The organism is Haloplanus sp. C73 (assembly GCF_051195115.1).
In the GTDB taxonomy this organism is placed as follows: Archaea; Halobacteriota; Halobacteria; order Halobacteriales; family Haloferacaceae; genus Haloplanus.
Genome location: NZ_JBNTJZ010000007.1, coordinates 24,938 through 40,700 on the forward strand (window position 1 = coordinate 24,938; position 15,763 = coordinate 40,700).

The 15,763-nt window shown below is 61.1% G+C and carries 19 protein-coding genes; 7 read left to right on the forward strand and 12 right to left on the reverse strand.

What is annotated here, in order from left to right:
- Positions 1-97 precede the first annotated feature (97 nt).
- The 3 genes from trxA to ACQUSQ_RS12645 all read left to right on the forward strand — a co-directional run bounded on the left by trxA (position 98) and on the right by ACQUSQ_RS12645 (position 1,836).
- Positions 98-457 (forward strand): thioredoxin, encoded by a 360-nt coding sequence (gene trxA / locus ACQUSQ_RS12635; RefSeq protein WP_435069714.1) that lies wholly within the window; start codon positions 98-100, stop codon positions 455-457.
- Complete coding sequence (locus tag ACQUSQ_RS12640) at positions 458-1,504, forward strand: NAD(P)/FAD-dependent oxidoreductase (protein WP_435069715.1); 1,047 nt, start codon at positions 458-460, stop codon at positions 1,502-1,504.
- A gap of 119 nt (positions 1,505-1,623) precedes the next feature.
- Positions 1,624-1,836, forward strand: coding sequence for an SHOCT domain-containing protein (locus ACQUSQ_RS12645; RefSeq protein ID WP_241154843.1), 213 nt, complete (start codon positions 1,624-1,626; stop codon positions 1,834-1,836).
- Between the two features lie 55 nt (positions 1,837-1,891).
- Here ACQUSQ_RS12645 and ACQUSQ_RS12650 read toward each other — a convergent pair whose 3' ends face one another.
- The 10 genes from ACQUSQ_RS12650 to ACQUSQ_RS12695 all read right to left on the reverse strand — a co-directional run bounded on the left by ACQUSQ_RS12650 (position 1,892) and on the right by ACQUSQ_RS12695 (position 9,131).
- Complete coding sequence (locus ACQUSQ_RS12650) at positions 1,892-2,833, reverse strand: ArdC-like ssDNA-binding domain-containing protein (protein ID WP_435069717.1); 942 nt, start codon at positions 2,831-2,833, stop codon at positions 1,892-1,894.
- A 303-nt stretch (positions 2,834-3,136) separates the two neighbouring features.
- Positions 3,137-3,484, reverse strand: coding sequence for a hypothetical protein (locus ACQUSQ_RS12655; RefSeq protein ID WP_435069718.1), 348 nt, complete (start codon positions 3,482-3,484; stop codon positions 3,137-3,139).
- A gap of 140 nt (positions 3,485-3,624) precedes the next feature.
- Positions 3,625-4,842 (reverse strand): homing endonuclease associated repeat-containing protein, encoded by a 1,218-nt coding sequence (locus ACQUSQ_RS12660; protein WP_435069719.1) that lies wholly within the window; start codon positions 4,840-4,842, stop codon positions 3,625-3,627.
- Between the two features lie 186 nt (positions 4,843-5,028).
- Positions 5,029-5,250 (reverse strand): hypothetical protein, encoded by a 222-nt coding sequence (locus tag ACQUSQ_RS12665; RefSeq protein WP_008580598.1) that lies wholly within the window; start codon positions 5,248-5,250, stop codon positions 5,029-5,031.
- Between the two features lie 139 nt (positions 5,251-5,389).
- A complete protein-coding gene (locus ACQUSQ_RS12670) occupies positions 5,390-5,701 on the reverse strand; it encodes a hypothetical protein (RefSeq protein WP_435069722.1) in 312 nt (103 codons plus the stop codon).
- Positions 5,702-5,798: 97 nt separating this feature from the next.
- Positions 5,799-6,959 (reverse strand): hypothetical protein, encoded by a 1,161-nt coding sequence (locus ACQUSQ_RS12675; protein ID WP_435069724.1) that lies wholly within the window; start codon positions 6,957-6,959, stop codon positions 5,799-5,801.
- A 171-nt stretch (positions 6,960-7,130) separates the two neighbouring features.
- The gene (locus ACQUSQ_RS12680; RefSeq protein WP_435069725.1) at positions 7,131-7,673 is read right to left on the reverse strand and encodes a hypothetical protein; all 543 of its coding nucleotides are present in this window, start codon (positions 7,671-7,673) and stop codon (positions 7,131-7,133) included.
- Complete coding sequence (locus ACQUSQ_RS12685) at positions 7,670-8,215, reverse strand: hypothetical protein (RefSeq protein WP_174955913.1); 546 nt, start codon at positions 8,213-8,215, stop codon at positions 7,670-7,672. Before ACQUSQ_RS12685 ends, ACQUSQ_RS12680 begins: the two co-directional genes overlap by 4 nt.
- Positions 8,216-8,331: 116 nt before the next feature.
- On the reverse strand, positions 8,332-8,463 hold the full coding sequence (locus tag ACQUSQ_RS12690; RefSeq protein ID WP_008458061.1) for a hypothetical protein: 132 nt from the start codon (positions 8,461-8,463) through the stop codon (positions 8,332-8,334).
- Positions 8,463-9,131 carry a DUF6166 domain-containing protein gene (locus ACQUSQ_RS12695; RefSeq protein WP_435069728.1) on the reverse strand — a complete coding sequence of 223 codons (669 nt, stop codon included), beginning with the start codon at positions 9,129-9,131 and terminating at the stop codon, positions 8,463-8,465. Before ACQUSQ_RS12695 ends, ACQUSQ_RS12690 begins: the two co-directional genes overlap by 1 nt.
- Before the next feature lie 135 nt (positions 9,132-9,266).
- Here ACQUSQ_RS12695 and ACQUSQ_RS12700 point away from each other — a divergent pair, with 135 nt between their 5' ends.
- Positions 9,267-10,631, forward strand: a complete 1,365-nt coding sequence (locus ACQUSQ_RS12700; protein ID WP_435069730.1) for a restriction endonuclease — start codon at positions 9,267-9,269, stop codon at positions 10,629-10,631.
- Positions 10,632-10,644: 13 nt separating this feature from the next.
- Here the strand turns inward: ACQUSQ_RS12700 and ACQUSQ_RS12705 are convergent, their stop codons facing one another.
- Both ACQUSQ_RS12705 and ACQUSQ_RS12710 read right to left on the reverse strand, forming a co-directional pair.
- On the reverse strand, positions 10,645-11,217 hold the full coding sequence (locus ACQUSQ_RS12705) for a hypothetical protein (RefSeq protein ID WP_173230984.1): 573 nt from the start codon (positions 11,215-11,217) through the stop codon (positions 10,645-10,647).
- A gap of 101 nt (positions 11,218-11,318) precedes the next feature.
- Positions 11,319-12,062, reverse strand: coding sequence for an Lrp/AsnC family transcriptional regulator (locus tag ACQUSQ_RS12710; RefSeq protein WP_095637910.1), 744 nt, complete (start codon positions 12,060-12,062; stop codon positions 11,319-11,321).
- 420 nt (positions 12,063-12,482) lie between these two features.
- Here ACQUSQ_RS12710 and ACQUSQ_RS12715 point away from each other — a divergent pair, with 420 nt between their 5' ends.
- The 3 genes from ACQUSQ_RS12715 to ACQUSQ_RS12725 are packed head-to-tail and all read left to right on the forward strand — an operon-like array spanning position 12,483 to position 15,761.
- Entirely contained in the window at positions 12,483-12,938 is a 456-nt protein-coding gene (locus tag ACQUSQ_RS12715) for a zinc-ribbon domain-containing protein (RefSeq protein WP_173230985.1), read from the forward strand.
- A gap of 3 nt (positions 12,939-12,941) precedes the next feature.
- Complete coding sequence (locus ACQUSQ_RS12720) at positions 12,942-13,361, forward strand: universal stress protein (protein WP_173230986.1); 420 nt, start codon at positions 12,942-12,944, stop codon at positions 13,359-13,361.
- A gap of 60 nt (positions 13,362-13,421) precedes the next feature.
- A complete protein-coding gene (locus ACQUSQ_RS12725; RefSeq protein ID WP_435069733.1) occupies positions 13,422-15,761 on the forward strand; it encodes an amino acid permease in 2,340 nt (779 codons plus the stop codon).
- Positions 15,762-15,763: the final 2 nt, after the last annotated feature.

Here is a 15,763-nt window from a genome sequence, read left to right on the forward strand (position 1 = left end):
CGAGTTCGCATCAGTATTTCGGTCGACCATCTGTATTGGGTAGTATTGTATATATTCCCCAAAACCCTTAATTAGCGCTGGTGCATACGTACTGGTGATGGCAACTGATACTGCATCCGACGCTGGCACCGCGTCCACGAATGGACCAATGTACGTCGACGGGCAGTCCCAGCTCGACGACATCGTCGCAGAGAACGATGTCGTCCTTACGGACTTCTACGCCGACTGGTGTGGGCCGTGCCAAATGCTCGAACCGATCGTCGAGACGCTCGCCGCCGAGACCGACGCGACTGTGGCGAAAGTCGACGTCGACGCGAACCAGCAACTCGCCTCCGCGTACGGCGTCCGGGGGGTTCCCACCCTTGTCCTGTTCGCCGACGGTGAACAGGTCGAGGAAATTGTCGGTCTCCAGGGCGAAGACCAACTCCGAACGCTCATCGAGAGCTACACTGAGTAAATGACTCAGGATATCCACGACCTCGTCATCGCCGGATCGGGAATCGCAGGCCTCTCGGCAGCCGTCTACGCTGCGCGGGCCGACCTCGACCCACTCATCCTCGAGGGCGACGAGCCCGGCGGCCAGCTCACGCTGACGACCGACGTCGAAAACTACCTCGGCTTCCCCGACGGCGTCGGCGGCATGGAACTCGTCCAGCGCGGCAAAGAGCAGGCCGAGCAGTTCGGCGCCCAGTTCGAACACGGTCGCATCGAGGACGCGGACCTGGACGGCCAGCCGCTGGAGCTATCGCTGTCGACCGACGACACGATCTACACGCGGTCGCTGATCGTCGCGACCGGCGCGAGCGCGCGCTGGGTCGGTGCCGAGAACGAGGATGAACTGATGGGGGCCGGGCTCTCGACGTGTGCGACCTGTGACGGTGCGTTCCACCGCGGCGACAATGTCCTCGTCGTCGGCGGCGGCGACAGCGCGATGGAGGAAGCGTTGTTCCTCGCGAAGTTCGCCGACTCCGTGACCGTCGTCCACCGCCGCGAAGAGCTGCGTGCGTCCGAGATCATGGCCGACCGTGCTCGCGACCACGAGGACGTCCAATTCCGCTGGGACACGGAGCTTGAAGCTATCCACGGCTCCCAAGAGGAGGGCGTTACCGGCGCGACGCTCGTCTCCCATCCCGACGGATACCCCCGGGAGAAGGCTGAGTCCGGTGTCGACGTCGATCGAGAGACGGTCGACGTGGGCGGCGTGTTCTACGCAGTCGGCCACACGCCGAACACGCAGTTCCTCGAGGGGACCGGCGTCGAACGCGACGAGGACGGCTACATCTTCACGCAGGCTGACGACGCTGGGCGGCCCACAGCCCAGACGGCCGTCGATGGGGTATTCGCTGCTGGCGACGTTGCTGACCCCCGCTACCGGCAGGCGATCACGTCCGCCGGCACAGGGAGCATGGCTGCCCTCGACGCCGAGGAGTTCCTCGAGACGCGACAGAATTCAGACGGATCGTCCGCTACTGCACACCCACGTCCGGAACAAACTGCACCATGATTTCCAAGTTTTCCACGGTACTCGTTCGTAGTACCGCTGGGTCCGCCCTCTTATTCGCAGTCACCGGAACAGCCACTGCTCAAATGGGTAGTGGCCATTCCGGTGGGATGGGTGGTGGAATGGCTGGTTACGGCTGGTGGCCTGTCCTATGGACGCTTGTCCTACTGAGTGTGGTGCTCATCGTCGGCTATGCGATTCATACACATGGGAGGCCCCCGGCTACTGAGCAATCACAGGCGGATACGGCCCTATCGACGCTTCGCTCTCGGTATGCTCGTGGAGAAATCTCGGAAGAAGAGTTCGAAGAGCGCCGTCGCCGACTCGAAGAGTAACTGGTAGGCAGTTCGTCAACAGCGCTGTCACTTCATTTAACTCCGATTACTGGGCCTAATGGTTCGACGAGTGGGCTTCGAGAACGTCGATGAGCTCTTCTGCCGTTCGACTAATCCGTCCAAGCCGCTCGCGAACGACCTCGGGGTCGTCCGACTCCCAGGCTGCGAGGTAGAACGCTGACCCACTGGTGTCGAGCCCGCAGTAACGCCCGACGACGTACGCGACGGCTTCGGCCTCCACTTCGCGCTTCGACCGTTCGGTGTCGTCGTCGACGTCGAAGTGGAGCAGGGCGTGGGCGTACTCGTGAATCAGCGTCCGCGCGAGGTCGGCCTCGTTCTCCCGATCACGCACCTCGACGAGCGGTTGGACGTCGACGAGGCTTAGCTGCTCGCAGATGCCCTTCGCCTCGCCGTGGGTCCACTCCTCGGCTGGAATGATCCGCACCGTAACGCCGAGGTCGTCAGCGGCGTCAGTCAACTGTTCGACGAGGTCGCCGGCGTCCCCAGTCGCTTCCGTGTCCAGGTCGGGAAGCGGTTCGCCCTCGGTCTGGGAGACGTCGAACACCGGCGCGGGCTTGAACCCGACCAGCCCCTCGGACCACTCCTCGGGCGGCGTCTCGTCGTACTCACAATCGTTGTCCTCGTGGTAGCTCGGGGAGTTCTCGCACTCCGGGCACTGTTTCGCGATGATTGGCGCCCAGATCCAGATGGCCGACTCACCCTCCGTGACGTGACGGTCGAACTCCTCCTGCCACGTCCGGTAGCCAGCTACGCGGGTTGCCTCGGGATACTGCCGCTTGATGAGGAGCGTGTTCCGATACGAGTAGTCGTGGAAGCGACTCTGGACGTCAAGCCACTCCTGGAACTCCGCGCTGGCCTGCGCGTCGTCGACGCCGGCGACGAGGTCGTCGATCCACTGTTCGATAGTGCTGTTCATCTCCTCGGATCGCGTGTCGGTCTGGTCGAAGGAGACCGACGAGTCACTGGTCGTAGCCATTGTGTGCACCGAATCACGTTCACGGCGACTGCGTCTGTTCAGACCGCGCCGCACCCTTCAGAGGCGCATCAGAAACAGCTCCCCGCGAATATCGTTTAAGTAGGGGGTAGAGTTAGAGGATAGTGTTAACAACCGAGGGGACCACATTTTGCTCGGATGGGGATACTGACTACACTCCGCAAAGCCGTCGAGGGGAAGTCGTCGACGGTATGGGAGTGCCGGCACTGTGGAGAGACACTCTCAGAGGATGCTGATGAGTGTCCAACTTGCGGTGCCGAAGATATCGCGTGCTACGAGATCTGATTATCGAAGCGTAGATCGTTCCTCAGCGAAGCCGACCGTCACGAGATACTCGAGGAATTCGTCGAACCGTTTGACGTCACTGGGGGTGTCGGTCGCAAGGTGACGTGCCCACTCGACGGCCCACTGGAAGGCGGGATCCGTGCCGCCCTTGCCGTGAATGTACCACCACCTGGCCGCTTTCAGCACGACCAGCGGATTCGTCGGCGGCTGCTTGCCGGCGAGCCCACGGGTGATGGACTCGATTTCGTCGGGGACGTCGGCGGGATCGACCTCCGCTGATTGCGTGTTGTCGATATCGACCGGGATTTCGTCGATCGAGACGGTGTCAGGACGCTGTTGTTGACTCACTGGAAATCACCTCTGAGAGCTTTCGAAGGAGCCCTCGCCCTCTCTGGGGCACGAAAAACAGGTCGCAAAGTCACGCCGGCGGGAGGTAGACGCTCTGCTCGCCGGCAGATACCTTTGTGCTGAACGTGGGACTTCGCTTGTTAGTCAACTACTGGTTGGACTGGCAGCCGTTCGAGTCGGCGATGGCACGGGATACAGAGAGTCAGCAGGTTACTCGGTACATCTGCATCGTCGACCGACTGGTCTGGGTCGTTGTAGAACCGGCGTCGAGGAATCCGGTGGTGAACCGGGAGATCACGACCGAATTTCTCGCGGTGAGCTTCACGGCCCATACCGCAGCGCAGGCAGGACTCGTTGTCACGGGTGATGATCTCCTCACGAATCTGTGGCCAGTTCGAGCCAAACGGAACTATCTCAGTATCTGACTGACGGTAGTTTTCTAGATAGTCCGGGTCGGCCGCTTGAAGGGCCGTTCGCCACGTTCCGAATTCACGCTGATACGGATCGATGGTAAAATTCCCGTGTTCGTTCATTTCCGTTGTTGTCGGTGGGTGGCCCAGCTCATTCGCAACAGCCCGCAGTTCGGCTAATAACTCCTCCCGTGGAATTCGCCACCGCTCATTCGGCTCGAAGCCGGCAGCTCGGAGAGCTTCATTCCACGAACCGAATCGCTCCTGATAGACTGCTGCACTCCATTTCCCTTGGTTTCGCATTTCATCCTTCCGAGGGACATGGCCTAGCTCTTCGGCGAGACGGTTGAGTTCGGATATCAGATCCTCCTCGCTCACATCCCATACGGAGTGGACTTCCAACTCAGCCTGTCGAAGAGCACGATTCCAGGTTCCAAACGCTCGCTTGTACGAATCCGAGGTGTAGGGGCCACTCCGGTCCATTTCATCTGTTGTGGGCGGTCGACCCAGTTTCTCAGCGAACCCCTGTAAGGCAGTAATGAGTCTCTCTTCGGAGAGGTTCATTTCAACGTTCGGCTCAAAATCGGCCGCCCGTAGTGCTGCATTCCACCCTCCAAATCGCTTGCAGTATGTCTTCACCGAATACTTTCCGTGAGCACTGTATTCACGCTCTGACGGGGTTCCTCCCACGATGTCGGCAACCGATTTGAGATCAGTAAGGAGGTCCTCTTCGGGCGTCGATGGTCGTCCGTCTGGATCATTCGTTCCGGTTTGAAGTCCGGCAGCCTCGAGTGCGTTATTCCACGACCCGAACCGATTCCCGTACGTCTTCGAAGCATGAGGTCCTGAATCGTCCATCTCACTCTGCGATGGGGGACGACCGAGTTCCTCAGCGAACTTCTGGAGCCGATTGAGGAGTTCATCGTCTGAGTACAGCTTCTTGCCCATGATCTCTGAGGGGATTGAGTCACTCAGTTTGGATCCGGCTCGGTATTTCAATGTCCGCTCTGGTGTCTGTGATCCGTCATCGCTGCTGGCTGCCCCGCACCCGTTCAGGGGCCCGAAAAACCGGGGCACAGCGGATTAACCAACAATAGGGGAACTCACGCGGAGTGTGTTGGTTAAGAGCAGAGCTTACTCTTCGCCCTCACGCAGCTCTTCGGCCTTCCACTTGAGCCGGCGCAGGATCTGCGTCCGATTCTGGTGGGCGTTCTCGTAGGCAACACACTCTTGGAGGGTTTCCATATCCGGGATTGTCGCGATACCGGCCTTGATCAGGCGCGTGTTCGGTGCCTCAAGCCGCTTTTCAGGCGGAAATTCGTCTGACGCCTCTGAGTCGTCTGTAGAAGTACCCATAACGGATGCCTCCACCTATCGAGGGCACGAGCAACAGCAGAGAATTGAAGCAGTAGATCTTGGGAAGGTGCACCTACTGCGAATGAGACCATCAAAATAGAGGCCTGCACGACAGGATTCGAGCTGTCTCGAAGCCCAATCAGGCTTCCGAGGATTCGAGCAAAACGAGGTTCTGAACAGGGTATGGGTTATTCTCGCCGGCGAACTCGTCCTCAGGAACGTAATGCCAGAGGTGGCCGTCTACCTGGTAGAGAAACGACCTGCCGCCTTCTGCTTCAACTCGTACCCGCTTCCCGACGTTATCGTCTTCTTCCCAGCCGATGACGGTCAACGGCTCGACGGGCCATTCAAAGAATTTGACCGAGTCACCAGGCTCCAACTCTTCAAAAGTCTCTATATCCCCCTGCTGTGGCTCTCGCGCGTCGAGGGTCGGATTATGCTCAATAGACATGGTCTCTGGGTGCGCCCCTACTCACTTAATACTGTCAGCAGTGGATTCCAGCCGCTAGACCGGAAGCACGCCTGGCGAATTTTTTCTCCGACTGCTCTTAGCCCATCGCCTCTTGGAACCGCTCACGCAGCGCGTCCTCTCGCTCTTCGAACTGCTCGACTTTCTCCTGCAGGTCGTCGCTGACGCGCTCGATGCTCGCCAGCGCTCGTTCGCCGGCCAGTGAGGCCTGTGACCCGTCGTCACCGTCTGCCTCTAGCTGCTGCTCGTAGGCCTGCTCGACGCGCTCGATCGTGCCTTCCGGATTGAACAGGATGTCGTTGGCGATGCGGACGTACTGATCGAGGGATGCCCCCTCTTTCCCCTGGAAGAAGTGGGTGAGGGCGTACGTCGCGCCGGAATGCAGCGTCCACATATCGATCTCGAACGGTGACGCGGCGTTGGCTTCTGCATCGCCGGCCGCACGCTCGGCTAGGTAGTCCGGGAAGCCCAGCAGGGTGTAGAACTCCGTGACGGTGAACGGGAGCTCCGAGAAGTCGAGGTCGATGTCCTGGGCGTCCCGGATGAACTCGAAGAGGTCGTCGGCGACGAGTTCGACCTGTGCGAGGAGCTCCTCCCACCAGGTCCGGAAGTTCCGCACGTCGCCGACGTGTTTGATGACCTCCTTGTCGGTGAGCGAGCGCATCGTGTTCGAGCAGTAGCCATCCTGGGCGAACCCCTCCACGTAGACGGCGTGCTCGCCGAAGAAGTCGTAGCCAGACGTGACGCCCATCGTGATCGGGTCCGACCGGCCGGGCAGGCGCACCTCGAGGCCGTCGAACATGATGTCCATATGGACTTCGCCGCCGCCCCGGTAGCGCCGAATCTCGCCGAACATCACCTCGCCCAACGGCGTCCCGTCGATGGTCTCCTCGCGGAGGACCTCCTCCAGCGGCCCGTAGACGTCGACCGGGTTGATGATCGAGTAGCTGTCAGTGGGAACGTGGAACAACGGGTCCGTCTCCGCGTCCTCATCTCGGGCCTGCTCCCGAGCCCGACTCGGCTCGACGAGTGCGTTGAACCGCTCCGTCTCGACCCACTCGTCGGTGTACGGATTCTGGTACGCCACGGTCGTCTCGACGGCCTGCGGAAGATCGCGAATCGCCTCGGCGAAGGTCACAGGGTCTGCATCCCCGTGTTGCTCTCGGTACCACTTTGGTAGTTCGGTGTCGGTACGCCCATCGACGCCAGCGAAGATGGTTCTGGACTCTGGATCTTTCATCTCAGTCACCTCACTTCAGGAATCCTCGTCGACGTGCGACTGCATCGTCTCGCGCCCTGCGCCCCTCTCCCGGGCGCAAAAACAACACCACGTTAACCAACGCCCGTCTCTGAATGGCGGGGAGTGTTGGTTAATCCAGATCCAGTCCACGGCTCGGAACAGATGTCGGAACTACTCAGATTTGTCTCTCCGTACCCGGACCTGCTCAGGATTTGGAACCCAGGGGTGTGCTTCCCAGCAATGCCGAGCGTGACTATGCGGTGAGTCGAACTCTCTACTACAGGATCCACACTCGTAGGTGGCATCGGGCCAAGGCTCGCTGACGAACATCGCTGTCACCGTCGTCGCCACCGGCTCGGGGGCCTCGCTCCGCGTAACGTACCTGTAGCCGAGAACCGTCCGTTGCCCCATCGCTGTTCGGGCGATCTCGGTGGGCTTGTCCTCGGGGAGATACACCCAGCGAACGAAGTCGTCGACCGATTTCTTGGCTGAGGGCTGGAGGATGAACCATCGCTCGTGGTCATCTCGGAACAGGTAGCGTTCGGTCCCCCTGTTTTGGAGGTATATTGGGTCACCCCTGCCCGGTACGAGCCGCAGTCCGAGAGACGGCGATACCGGTTTCAAAAGCTGGTCAACGACCGATGGGCCGTCATCTGTCTGGCTGTCCGAATCAGCCTCCGCTACGAATTCATCGAGACTGGCATTCGTGGTCACGGGGACCACCTCCCGAGGGAGGCCTGTTCCCGGTCGGACTCAGCTGGGACTTCGCAGAGAAACCGCCACTTCGGCTGCTCTCGGATCTGCTTATCGGGGCGATTTCCCGCTTGGCCGGGGTCCGTTTTACCGGCACAGTGCCAGCCCTTGTCTCTGAGCGCTTTGATCATCGAGCCGTCGAAGTCGGCTCGCACGAACGTCAGCAGGAGCCGAACGCCTCGTCGCCGACCGTGCCGACGCACGAACCGTTCCATCGACCGGGCGAGGGCGGCAGAGGCGAGATTGGGGAAATCGACGCCGATGCAAATCCGTGCTGCCTCGACGATTTCGTCACCCTCGAATCGCGTACCGTCGTACTCCAGCGAGCGAATCAGCGGATAGCGCCACGTAATCGCACCTAGTAGCTGGTCCTGGTAACAGAGTCCGTGATGGACGAGATTCGTCCGAGGGACATCGTCCATATAGGAGTGATGTGCTTCGTAGATCGCGCCGGCGACATGGCGCGGGATCGATTCGATATGGACGCGCTCTGCGAACCGCAAACCGAGCGGCGCCGTGACCGGCTGCCCCTCCCGATGGATGGGACACGAGCACCCCTCGGGGGTAGGCGTATACTGGAAGCCGGTACTCCGTATTTGGTCTAGAGAGTGAGTTTGGGTCACGAGTCGGTGTCGTCGGTGCGCTCCTGTCGGTCGTTGTATCGCTCCAGTTCACGCCCGATTTTCTCGAGCGCCTCGACACCACGTTCGAGGAGCTGGTGGGTGGCTCGCGCCAGCCGAAGTGTCTCCATCAGTGCTCCCCCTCCGGGGGTTCGATAAGATCGTTGCTCTCTTCGGCGAGTTCCCGGATTACCCGTTCCACGTCAGCCTCTTCGGACATCGTCCGATGTGCGAGTGGGGCAGGATATGCACGGTCGCCTTGGCTGCAGAGTACGACCAGCCACTCGTCGGTTCCATCCCCGAGTACGATGTAGTGGTCGCGATCAGCGCGCTGGAAGACCCGCCGGTCCGGGCGAGAGACGGCTCGCCAGTTCTCGGGGAGCGTCGGCGACGGCCGTCCACCGTCGGCGAGCGCGACGACGTCGTCGGTAAGGGTCGCCATCGCGGCGTCGATCTCCTCGCCGGGGAGGTGCCAGCACGCCGCGGCACCGTCGCACTCCAGCTGCGAAACCACCTGATTCCGGAACGCGATGTAGTGTTCACGGGCGAACTGTTCATCGTCGTAGTAGTCGAGGAGGAGCGCGCACGCGAGCTGGGCGGGCCCGCTACCACTATACCCCCACTCGAACCCGCTCGGACTGTGGTTGACGAGGTCCAGACTGCGCTCGAGGGAGAGTCGCCGATGCTCCGAGAGGTTCAGGACGACGGCTTGGCCGTCGACGCGGAAGCCGACGTATTCGACTGCGTCTCGGTGAGCCTGACCTGGCGATGCGACTGGAACCGATTCCGAACTGGCCATAGGTACATTCCCGTTCATCGTTGCTCGCGGGCGGTTCGGTGACCCCCGCACCCCTCTCAGGGGTTCAACAAACAGGACGGCGCTGCGTTCGGCAACGTATTTGGCAGTTGCAACGTACTGTCCACATAATTGAGGATGGCTGTACTGGACGATCTCTCGGGGTTCGAGTTCGAGGACGTGATGGAGGACGTGTTCCGGAACCTCGGCTACGAGAACGTCCGCCAGGCCGACCGCACGGCTGACGAGGGTCGCGACGTCATTATGGAGGAGGTCGTCGACGGCACGCGGCGCGCGATCATCGTCGAGTGCAAGCACACGGGGACGGTCGGGCGGCCGGTCGTCCAGAAGCTCCACTCCGCCATCGCGACATTCGATTTCGACGGCCCCAAACGCGGAATGGTCGTCACGACCGGCCGGTTCACGAATCCCGCCCAGGAGTACGCCGACCGCCTCCAGCAGAACGACGACCCACATCCGATCGAGCTGCTCGACGGCGAGGATCTCCGGGAGATCGCCGACGAGATCGGCCTCGACCTCTACAACGGTCGCATCGAGATTCTCTGCGACGAGACCCTGCGCCCGTACGATCCGGCCGCCGACGTCGACGCGGCCGTCGCGGAGGCGTTCCGCGACATCGAGAACATCGAGGCTGCCGACCTCTCAGAACCGCACTCGTCGGTGACGTTCCGGCCGGTGGTCGCGGTCACCGCGGACACGAACGCCGTCTTCGAGACGTCGGTGGGCGTCATCCACCGGATCAACGACCGGACGCGATTCGTTGCCCACGCCGAGCGCGGGCAGCCGCAGGTCGTCGATGAGGACGTCGGGACGCTGGTCACCGAGAACCTCCACGCGACGGTCGAGTTCGACACCGAGCAGTTCGGCGAGGTGTTCGACGACGTTGAGGAGCGCCGGTTCGGCCAGACTCAGACGGAGTACAAGGAGTGGGCCGTCGAGCGCCTCCAGCAGCACCACACGACGACGGTGACCTACACCGGCGACAACAACGTCACGTACAACAAGACCTGCGAGCCGAACCGCTCGGACATCTCCGTCCAGTCGATTGAGCCGGTGTACCTCCCCGAGGTTCGACAGACGACCGAGCTCCAGGAGTACACCTACCCCTACGAGTACTACGCGGCAGGCCCGTCACGAGTAACCGCAGAGGACGGCATCCACCGCTGCGTCCATTGTGACACGAGCGGCGGCGACGAGACGTACACCTACTGTCCGAACTGCGGGGCAATCGCCTGCTCCAGTCACATCAAAACGGAGCGGCTGGAAGGCGAGCCGGTCTGTACGGGCTGTGCGAGGACGGAACGGTTCGCGCTGAAGACGAAGTACTTCTACGACGAGGAGAACCTCGAAGCGTTCCGCGAGGAGTACGCCGCGATGCCGCTTCACGAGAAGGCGATGGAGAACAAGTGGCTGGCCGGGGGAAGCGTTGTCGCGACGCTGCTGGTCGTCGTCGGACTACTCGTCATCGGCGGCATCATCTGAGCGGGCTACGCGTTCACGCCGGCTCAGCGACCAGCTCTTCGAGCGCGTGCTCAAGCGGGCCGTAGAACTGCCAGCTAGCCCGCTCGAAGGCTTCCTCGGTCGGACCATCCCACCGGGGGAACGCGGAATGACCACTCACCTTGACGGTCCACTCGGATGACTCCTCGAACGGGTTCCGGGTCGGGAGTTCGACGACGTAGAGGTACTCCTCGTCGCCGTGAATGCCGTCGGCTGGGTTCTCGACGCCGTGTCCGAGCAGGAACATCGGCTGGTTGAGGTGCTCCATATTGTCCGGATCGAGGAGATCCGAGGGTTGGTCAGCGTGGATGCTCCGATCACGCCCTTCGTCCACGTAGAGGGTCATCGTCGAGAGTGTGTCGAGGAACAGGAACTGGGCAGCGGCGTACGCAGCTCCGCGCTCTGTTCGTGTCTCGTCAAGCAGCTGCTTCAGCTGATTAAGGTCACGGAGGACGCTATCGGGATAGCCGTCCGAGTGTCGGTAGATTTGTGCGATGCGGTCGGTATCGGACTGTTCGCCTGCGGTCTCGCTCCGTTGGATGAATCGGAGTTGACTTCGTGTCGACATCGATTACCGCCGACGCCTGTGCGCCGGCACCCATCGCCGGCGCCAGAAAAAAGTCACTGACGCGAACCATCGAGCCCGCCCGTGAACCCTCAGATCCTGTCTTAGTCGCCAGTGAAGGCTTCGAGTGTCTCTTCAGTTACTCCTGAGCGTGAATGGATCGTGACGAAATCGTCCTCCTTGATCAACGTCTCTCCCGTTGGGGTGATGGTCCCCTCGTCACGGTTGATTCGGACAACAAGCACATCGGAGGGGATGAGCTCCTCTTCGTTCGCTTCTTGGAGTGTTTTCCCGGCGATTGGAGCCTCCTCTCGCACGATGATTTCGACGACATCGGCGTCGCCCGCAAGCCCCGCGACGCCGGTCACTGGTGATGCTCCTTCTTCGTCGCGGGGCCCGAATGGGGCGTACGGGCGGAAGTATTCTCTGTGAACTAGGTCCTCGTCGTCGATCTCGATTCCGAGTGACGTGATTCCCTGCGCAATACGCGTGAGGTCATCGGTATCCGTCCCGACGACCGTAATCCGGAGGTCGCCTTTTCCGGACATGATCTCTCGGACGTTGATCACGCCTGGGATATCGAGAACGCGTTGGGCCATCTCCTCGCGGTCCCGATTCCCTGTACTACAGACGTAGTGATTGGTTAGCCGCCCACCGACCTTTTGATAATCGATGTCGGCGTGGTAGCCTCGAATCACCCCTTCTTTCTCGAGGCGTCGGATTCGGTTTCGCACCGTCGGTGCCGAGACATCGACTTTCTCTGCGATATCTGGTGCAGAGGTGTGACGCGCCTCCTGGGACAGATAATACAGGATTTGCTCGTCGACTGAATCGATTTGAACGGGCATATTTATACGACGCGATTGACTCCACAGGCTCTTTTATATTACCGTTACGTGACTGTTTGAGTTCTCGGTGGATGTTCTTATTGCGCTCCTCTGTATCTTCCCCTAAACTACGAAAATTCTGTGGGAGAGGGTCTAAGGCCGGTAACAAACGAATAGAAAACAAATTACGTAGATACTACGCTATCGTTTGCTAATACCGAGATTATTTATTGGTTCGCAATATGGCTTCGTATATGACTTCAGAAACCACCTTCACCGCGCCAGCAACCAGTGTGAATTCGCTGAGTGATTCGGGGAAGCGAACGGTCCGTCGGAATCCCTGTCGGAGATTCGGATTCAAACGGTCTCCGTCGGGTCCCTCGACTGAATGGGCACGCAAACTGGATGACTTCGCAGCTCCCCCCAGACGGAGGTAAGACGATGGGGAACTCGAATGGAGAGCCCACGCCACCGGACGATCTCTCCGAGGCGTTGATTCAGCGGATCGACGCGCTGGAGCTCCCGGAATTGAAATCCCTCCTGTCGTACGTCGAGCAGCGCATCGATGCACTCCGAACGCCGATCGAAGAAGAAATCGAGGCGAACGCGGCAGGGGAGGTCCTCGACATCGAGAATCACGGTGCATACGCCATCGTCCGAAAGCACCCACCTGATCCGGATGATGACGGCGTGAATACGGAGATTACCTCCCTCTATCACGTCCGACGGGAGCCACAAATCGACGGCACGGAATCGCTACACTGGGCGTATCTCGGGGACGTCCACAATAACGCGCAGACCCGGTGTGAAAGCTGCGGACGAACGCTCGACGATGATGTCGATACCTGCCCGCATTGTGGCAGCGACGACGTCGACCATTCTGACACGGAGGAATAAGATATGCCAGAGTCACTCACAGCGCATCTCGTCGTTCCGGTTGCGAACGAAGCGGATGCACGAGAAACCGCACGGGCACTTGACGCGTACGAATATGACCGCGTAACTGTCGTTCACGTCATCGAGAAAGGCGAGGGAGTTCCCGACAAGATTCCCGTCGAACAGGCCGAGCAACGGGCAGCGGACGCGTTCGCGGCGTTTCGAGAGCTCATCCCCGAGGCCGAGTCGGAAACCGCCTACCGTCGGGACGTGGTCGGCGCCATCATCGACGTCGCGGCTGATGTAGACGCCAGCGCGATCGCCTTCCGCCCCCGAGGCGGGAGCCGGATCGTCAAATTTCTGTCCGGAGACACAGCGTTGAAGCTGGTCACCGACGCTGACCGCCCAGTCATCGCACTCCCAGACGAGGACGATACCGAATGATGGTCGATACAGCACGCGTTCTCACGCCCGGAGCGACGGCCACGACGGAGGTGACTGTCGATGAGTGAAACCGATCAGGAGCTCGCCCGCGACCTCGGTTTCCTCGAGGCGTACACGATTGGCCTGGGAACGATGATCGGAGCGGGGATTTTCGTCCTCCCGAGCATCGCTGCCCAGCAAGCAGGTCCGGCCAGTATGATTTCGTTTTTCGCCGGTGGGATCGTCTCGTTGCTGGCCGCGCTCTCCCTCTCGGAGCTGGCGACGGGGATGCCGAAGGCTGGCGGGAGCTACTACTACGTCAATCGCGCCCTCGGGCCATTCTTCGGGAGTATCGTCGGCTGGGGTATGTGGGCCGGACTCACCTTCGCGTCGGCGTTCTACATGATCGGCTTCGGTCAGTATCTCCTCCCCGGCCTCGGCCAGTATATTGGCTTCCTCGCTGGCTGGGGGCAGCTCGGAATTACTGTTGCTGCCCTCGTGATGGCGGCGCTACTGACCGCGGTCAACTATTACGGAGTCAAGGAGACCGGCTCGCTGCAGAACGTCATCGTCCTCACGCTCGTCGGCCTCATCGTCGCGTTCCTCGCGCTGGGCTTCATCAGTGGCCCGACCATCGGAGAGTTCAACCCGAACGGATGGCCGGCGGTCGCGGCGACGATCGGGACGGTGTACGTGACGTTCATCGGGTTTGAGGTAATCGCGACCAGCGCCGAGGAGATCAAGAACCCGAGTCGAAACCTCCCGCTCGCGATGATCGCGTCGGTAGTGACGCCGACGCTGATGTACGTCGGTGTAATGTTCGTCTCGACGGGCACCCTGTCGATAGACGCGCTCGCGACCTCCGAGGTCCCGGTTGCCGACGTTGCAACCGAATTCATGGGGTCGATAGGTGCGCTCGCGATGATCGTCGGTGCGGTCCTCGCGACAGTCTCGAGTGCGAACGCGAGCATCCTGTCGGCCGCCCGGGTCAACTTCGCGATGGGCCGAGACCGGATTCTCGTCAACTGGCTCAACGAAGTCCACGAACGCTTCCGAACGCCCTACCGGGCCATCTCGGCGACAGGGATCATCACACTCGTGCTGATCGCCATCGGCGTCGGGATCGGGACGCTCGCCGAGGTGGCGAGCTTCATGTACCTCGTCACGTACGCCCTCGTGCACGTCACTGTCGTTGTGTTGCGCCGGGCGAATCCGGAGGCGTACGACCCGGCGTTCCAGATTCCGTCGGTCCTGTATCCGGTCGTCCCGGTTGTCGGGATGCTGGCGTGTTTGACCGTCCTCTTCCAGATGTCGGTCGAGTTCGTCCCGACTGTCGTCACGTTCGGGCCGGTCGAACTCGCCCTGCCCGTTACGCCGACACCGGTCGGTGCGATCGGGACGGTACTCGTCGCCTTCGGCATCGCCTGGTACTACCTTTACGCGCGGGACCGAGCCCTGAGCGAGAGTCTCGTCGGCGAGGCGATTGCGCCCGAACCGACGGCGGTCGCCAACGGTGACGACCGCTACCGTGTGGTGGTTCCGGTTGCGAATCCGGAAACGGAGCAAGACTTGCTCCGGATGGCTGCGGCCAGCGCGCATGCCCACGAAGACGAGAACGCCGAGGTTATCGCGGTGAACGTCATCGAGGTTCCCCGCCAGACGTCGCTCTCGCAGGATCTCGAATTCGAAGAGGAGCGGGTCGAACGGCAGCAGGAACTGCTGGACTCCGCTCGCGATATCGCCGCCGACCTCGATATCGGTCTGCAGACGCGGGCGATCGTCGGTCGCAATGCTGGCTCAGTCATTCTGGATGTCATCGAGGAGGAGAACGCGGATCACGTCCTCCTCGGCTGGCAAGGAACCCGAAGTCGTCGAGAGCACGTCCTCGGATCCACAATCGATCCCGTCATCGGACGCGCACCCTGTGATGCGACGCTCGTGAAACTCGGCTCCGAAGGTGAGCGTGGTGAGGGTGACATCATGGTTCTCGCCGGACGGGGTCCACACGCGCCGATTGCGGCCCGGCGGGCGTCGGAGTTCGTCGCAGCGGCCGACGACGCCTCGCTGACGCTGCTCAACGTACAGTCGCCGGAAACCGATACTGACGATGAGGGCTCCCCCACCGAGCGCGGTGAAGCGGTAATCGAGGAGCTAGCTGAACGCGCAGGAATTCAATATATGTCCTACGAGACCGAGATCAGAGTTGCTGAGGATACCGAACAGACGATTCTGGAAGCGGCGGCGGAATACGATACAGTCTGCGTCGGGGCGACTCGCTCCGGCGCGATTTCACAGGCTGTGTTCGGGTCGCTCCCGGAGACGATCGGCGAAGAAGTAGACAAGACGGTCGTGATGGCTCGCGGACCGGAGGAGTCGGCGATGTCGGTCCGTGAAGCGCTCCTGCGGCGACTGGAGGTGTAACC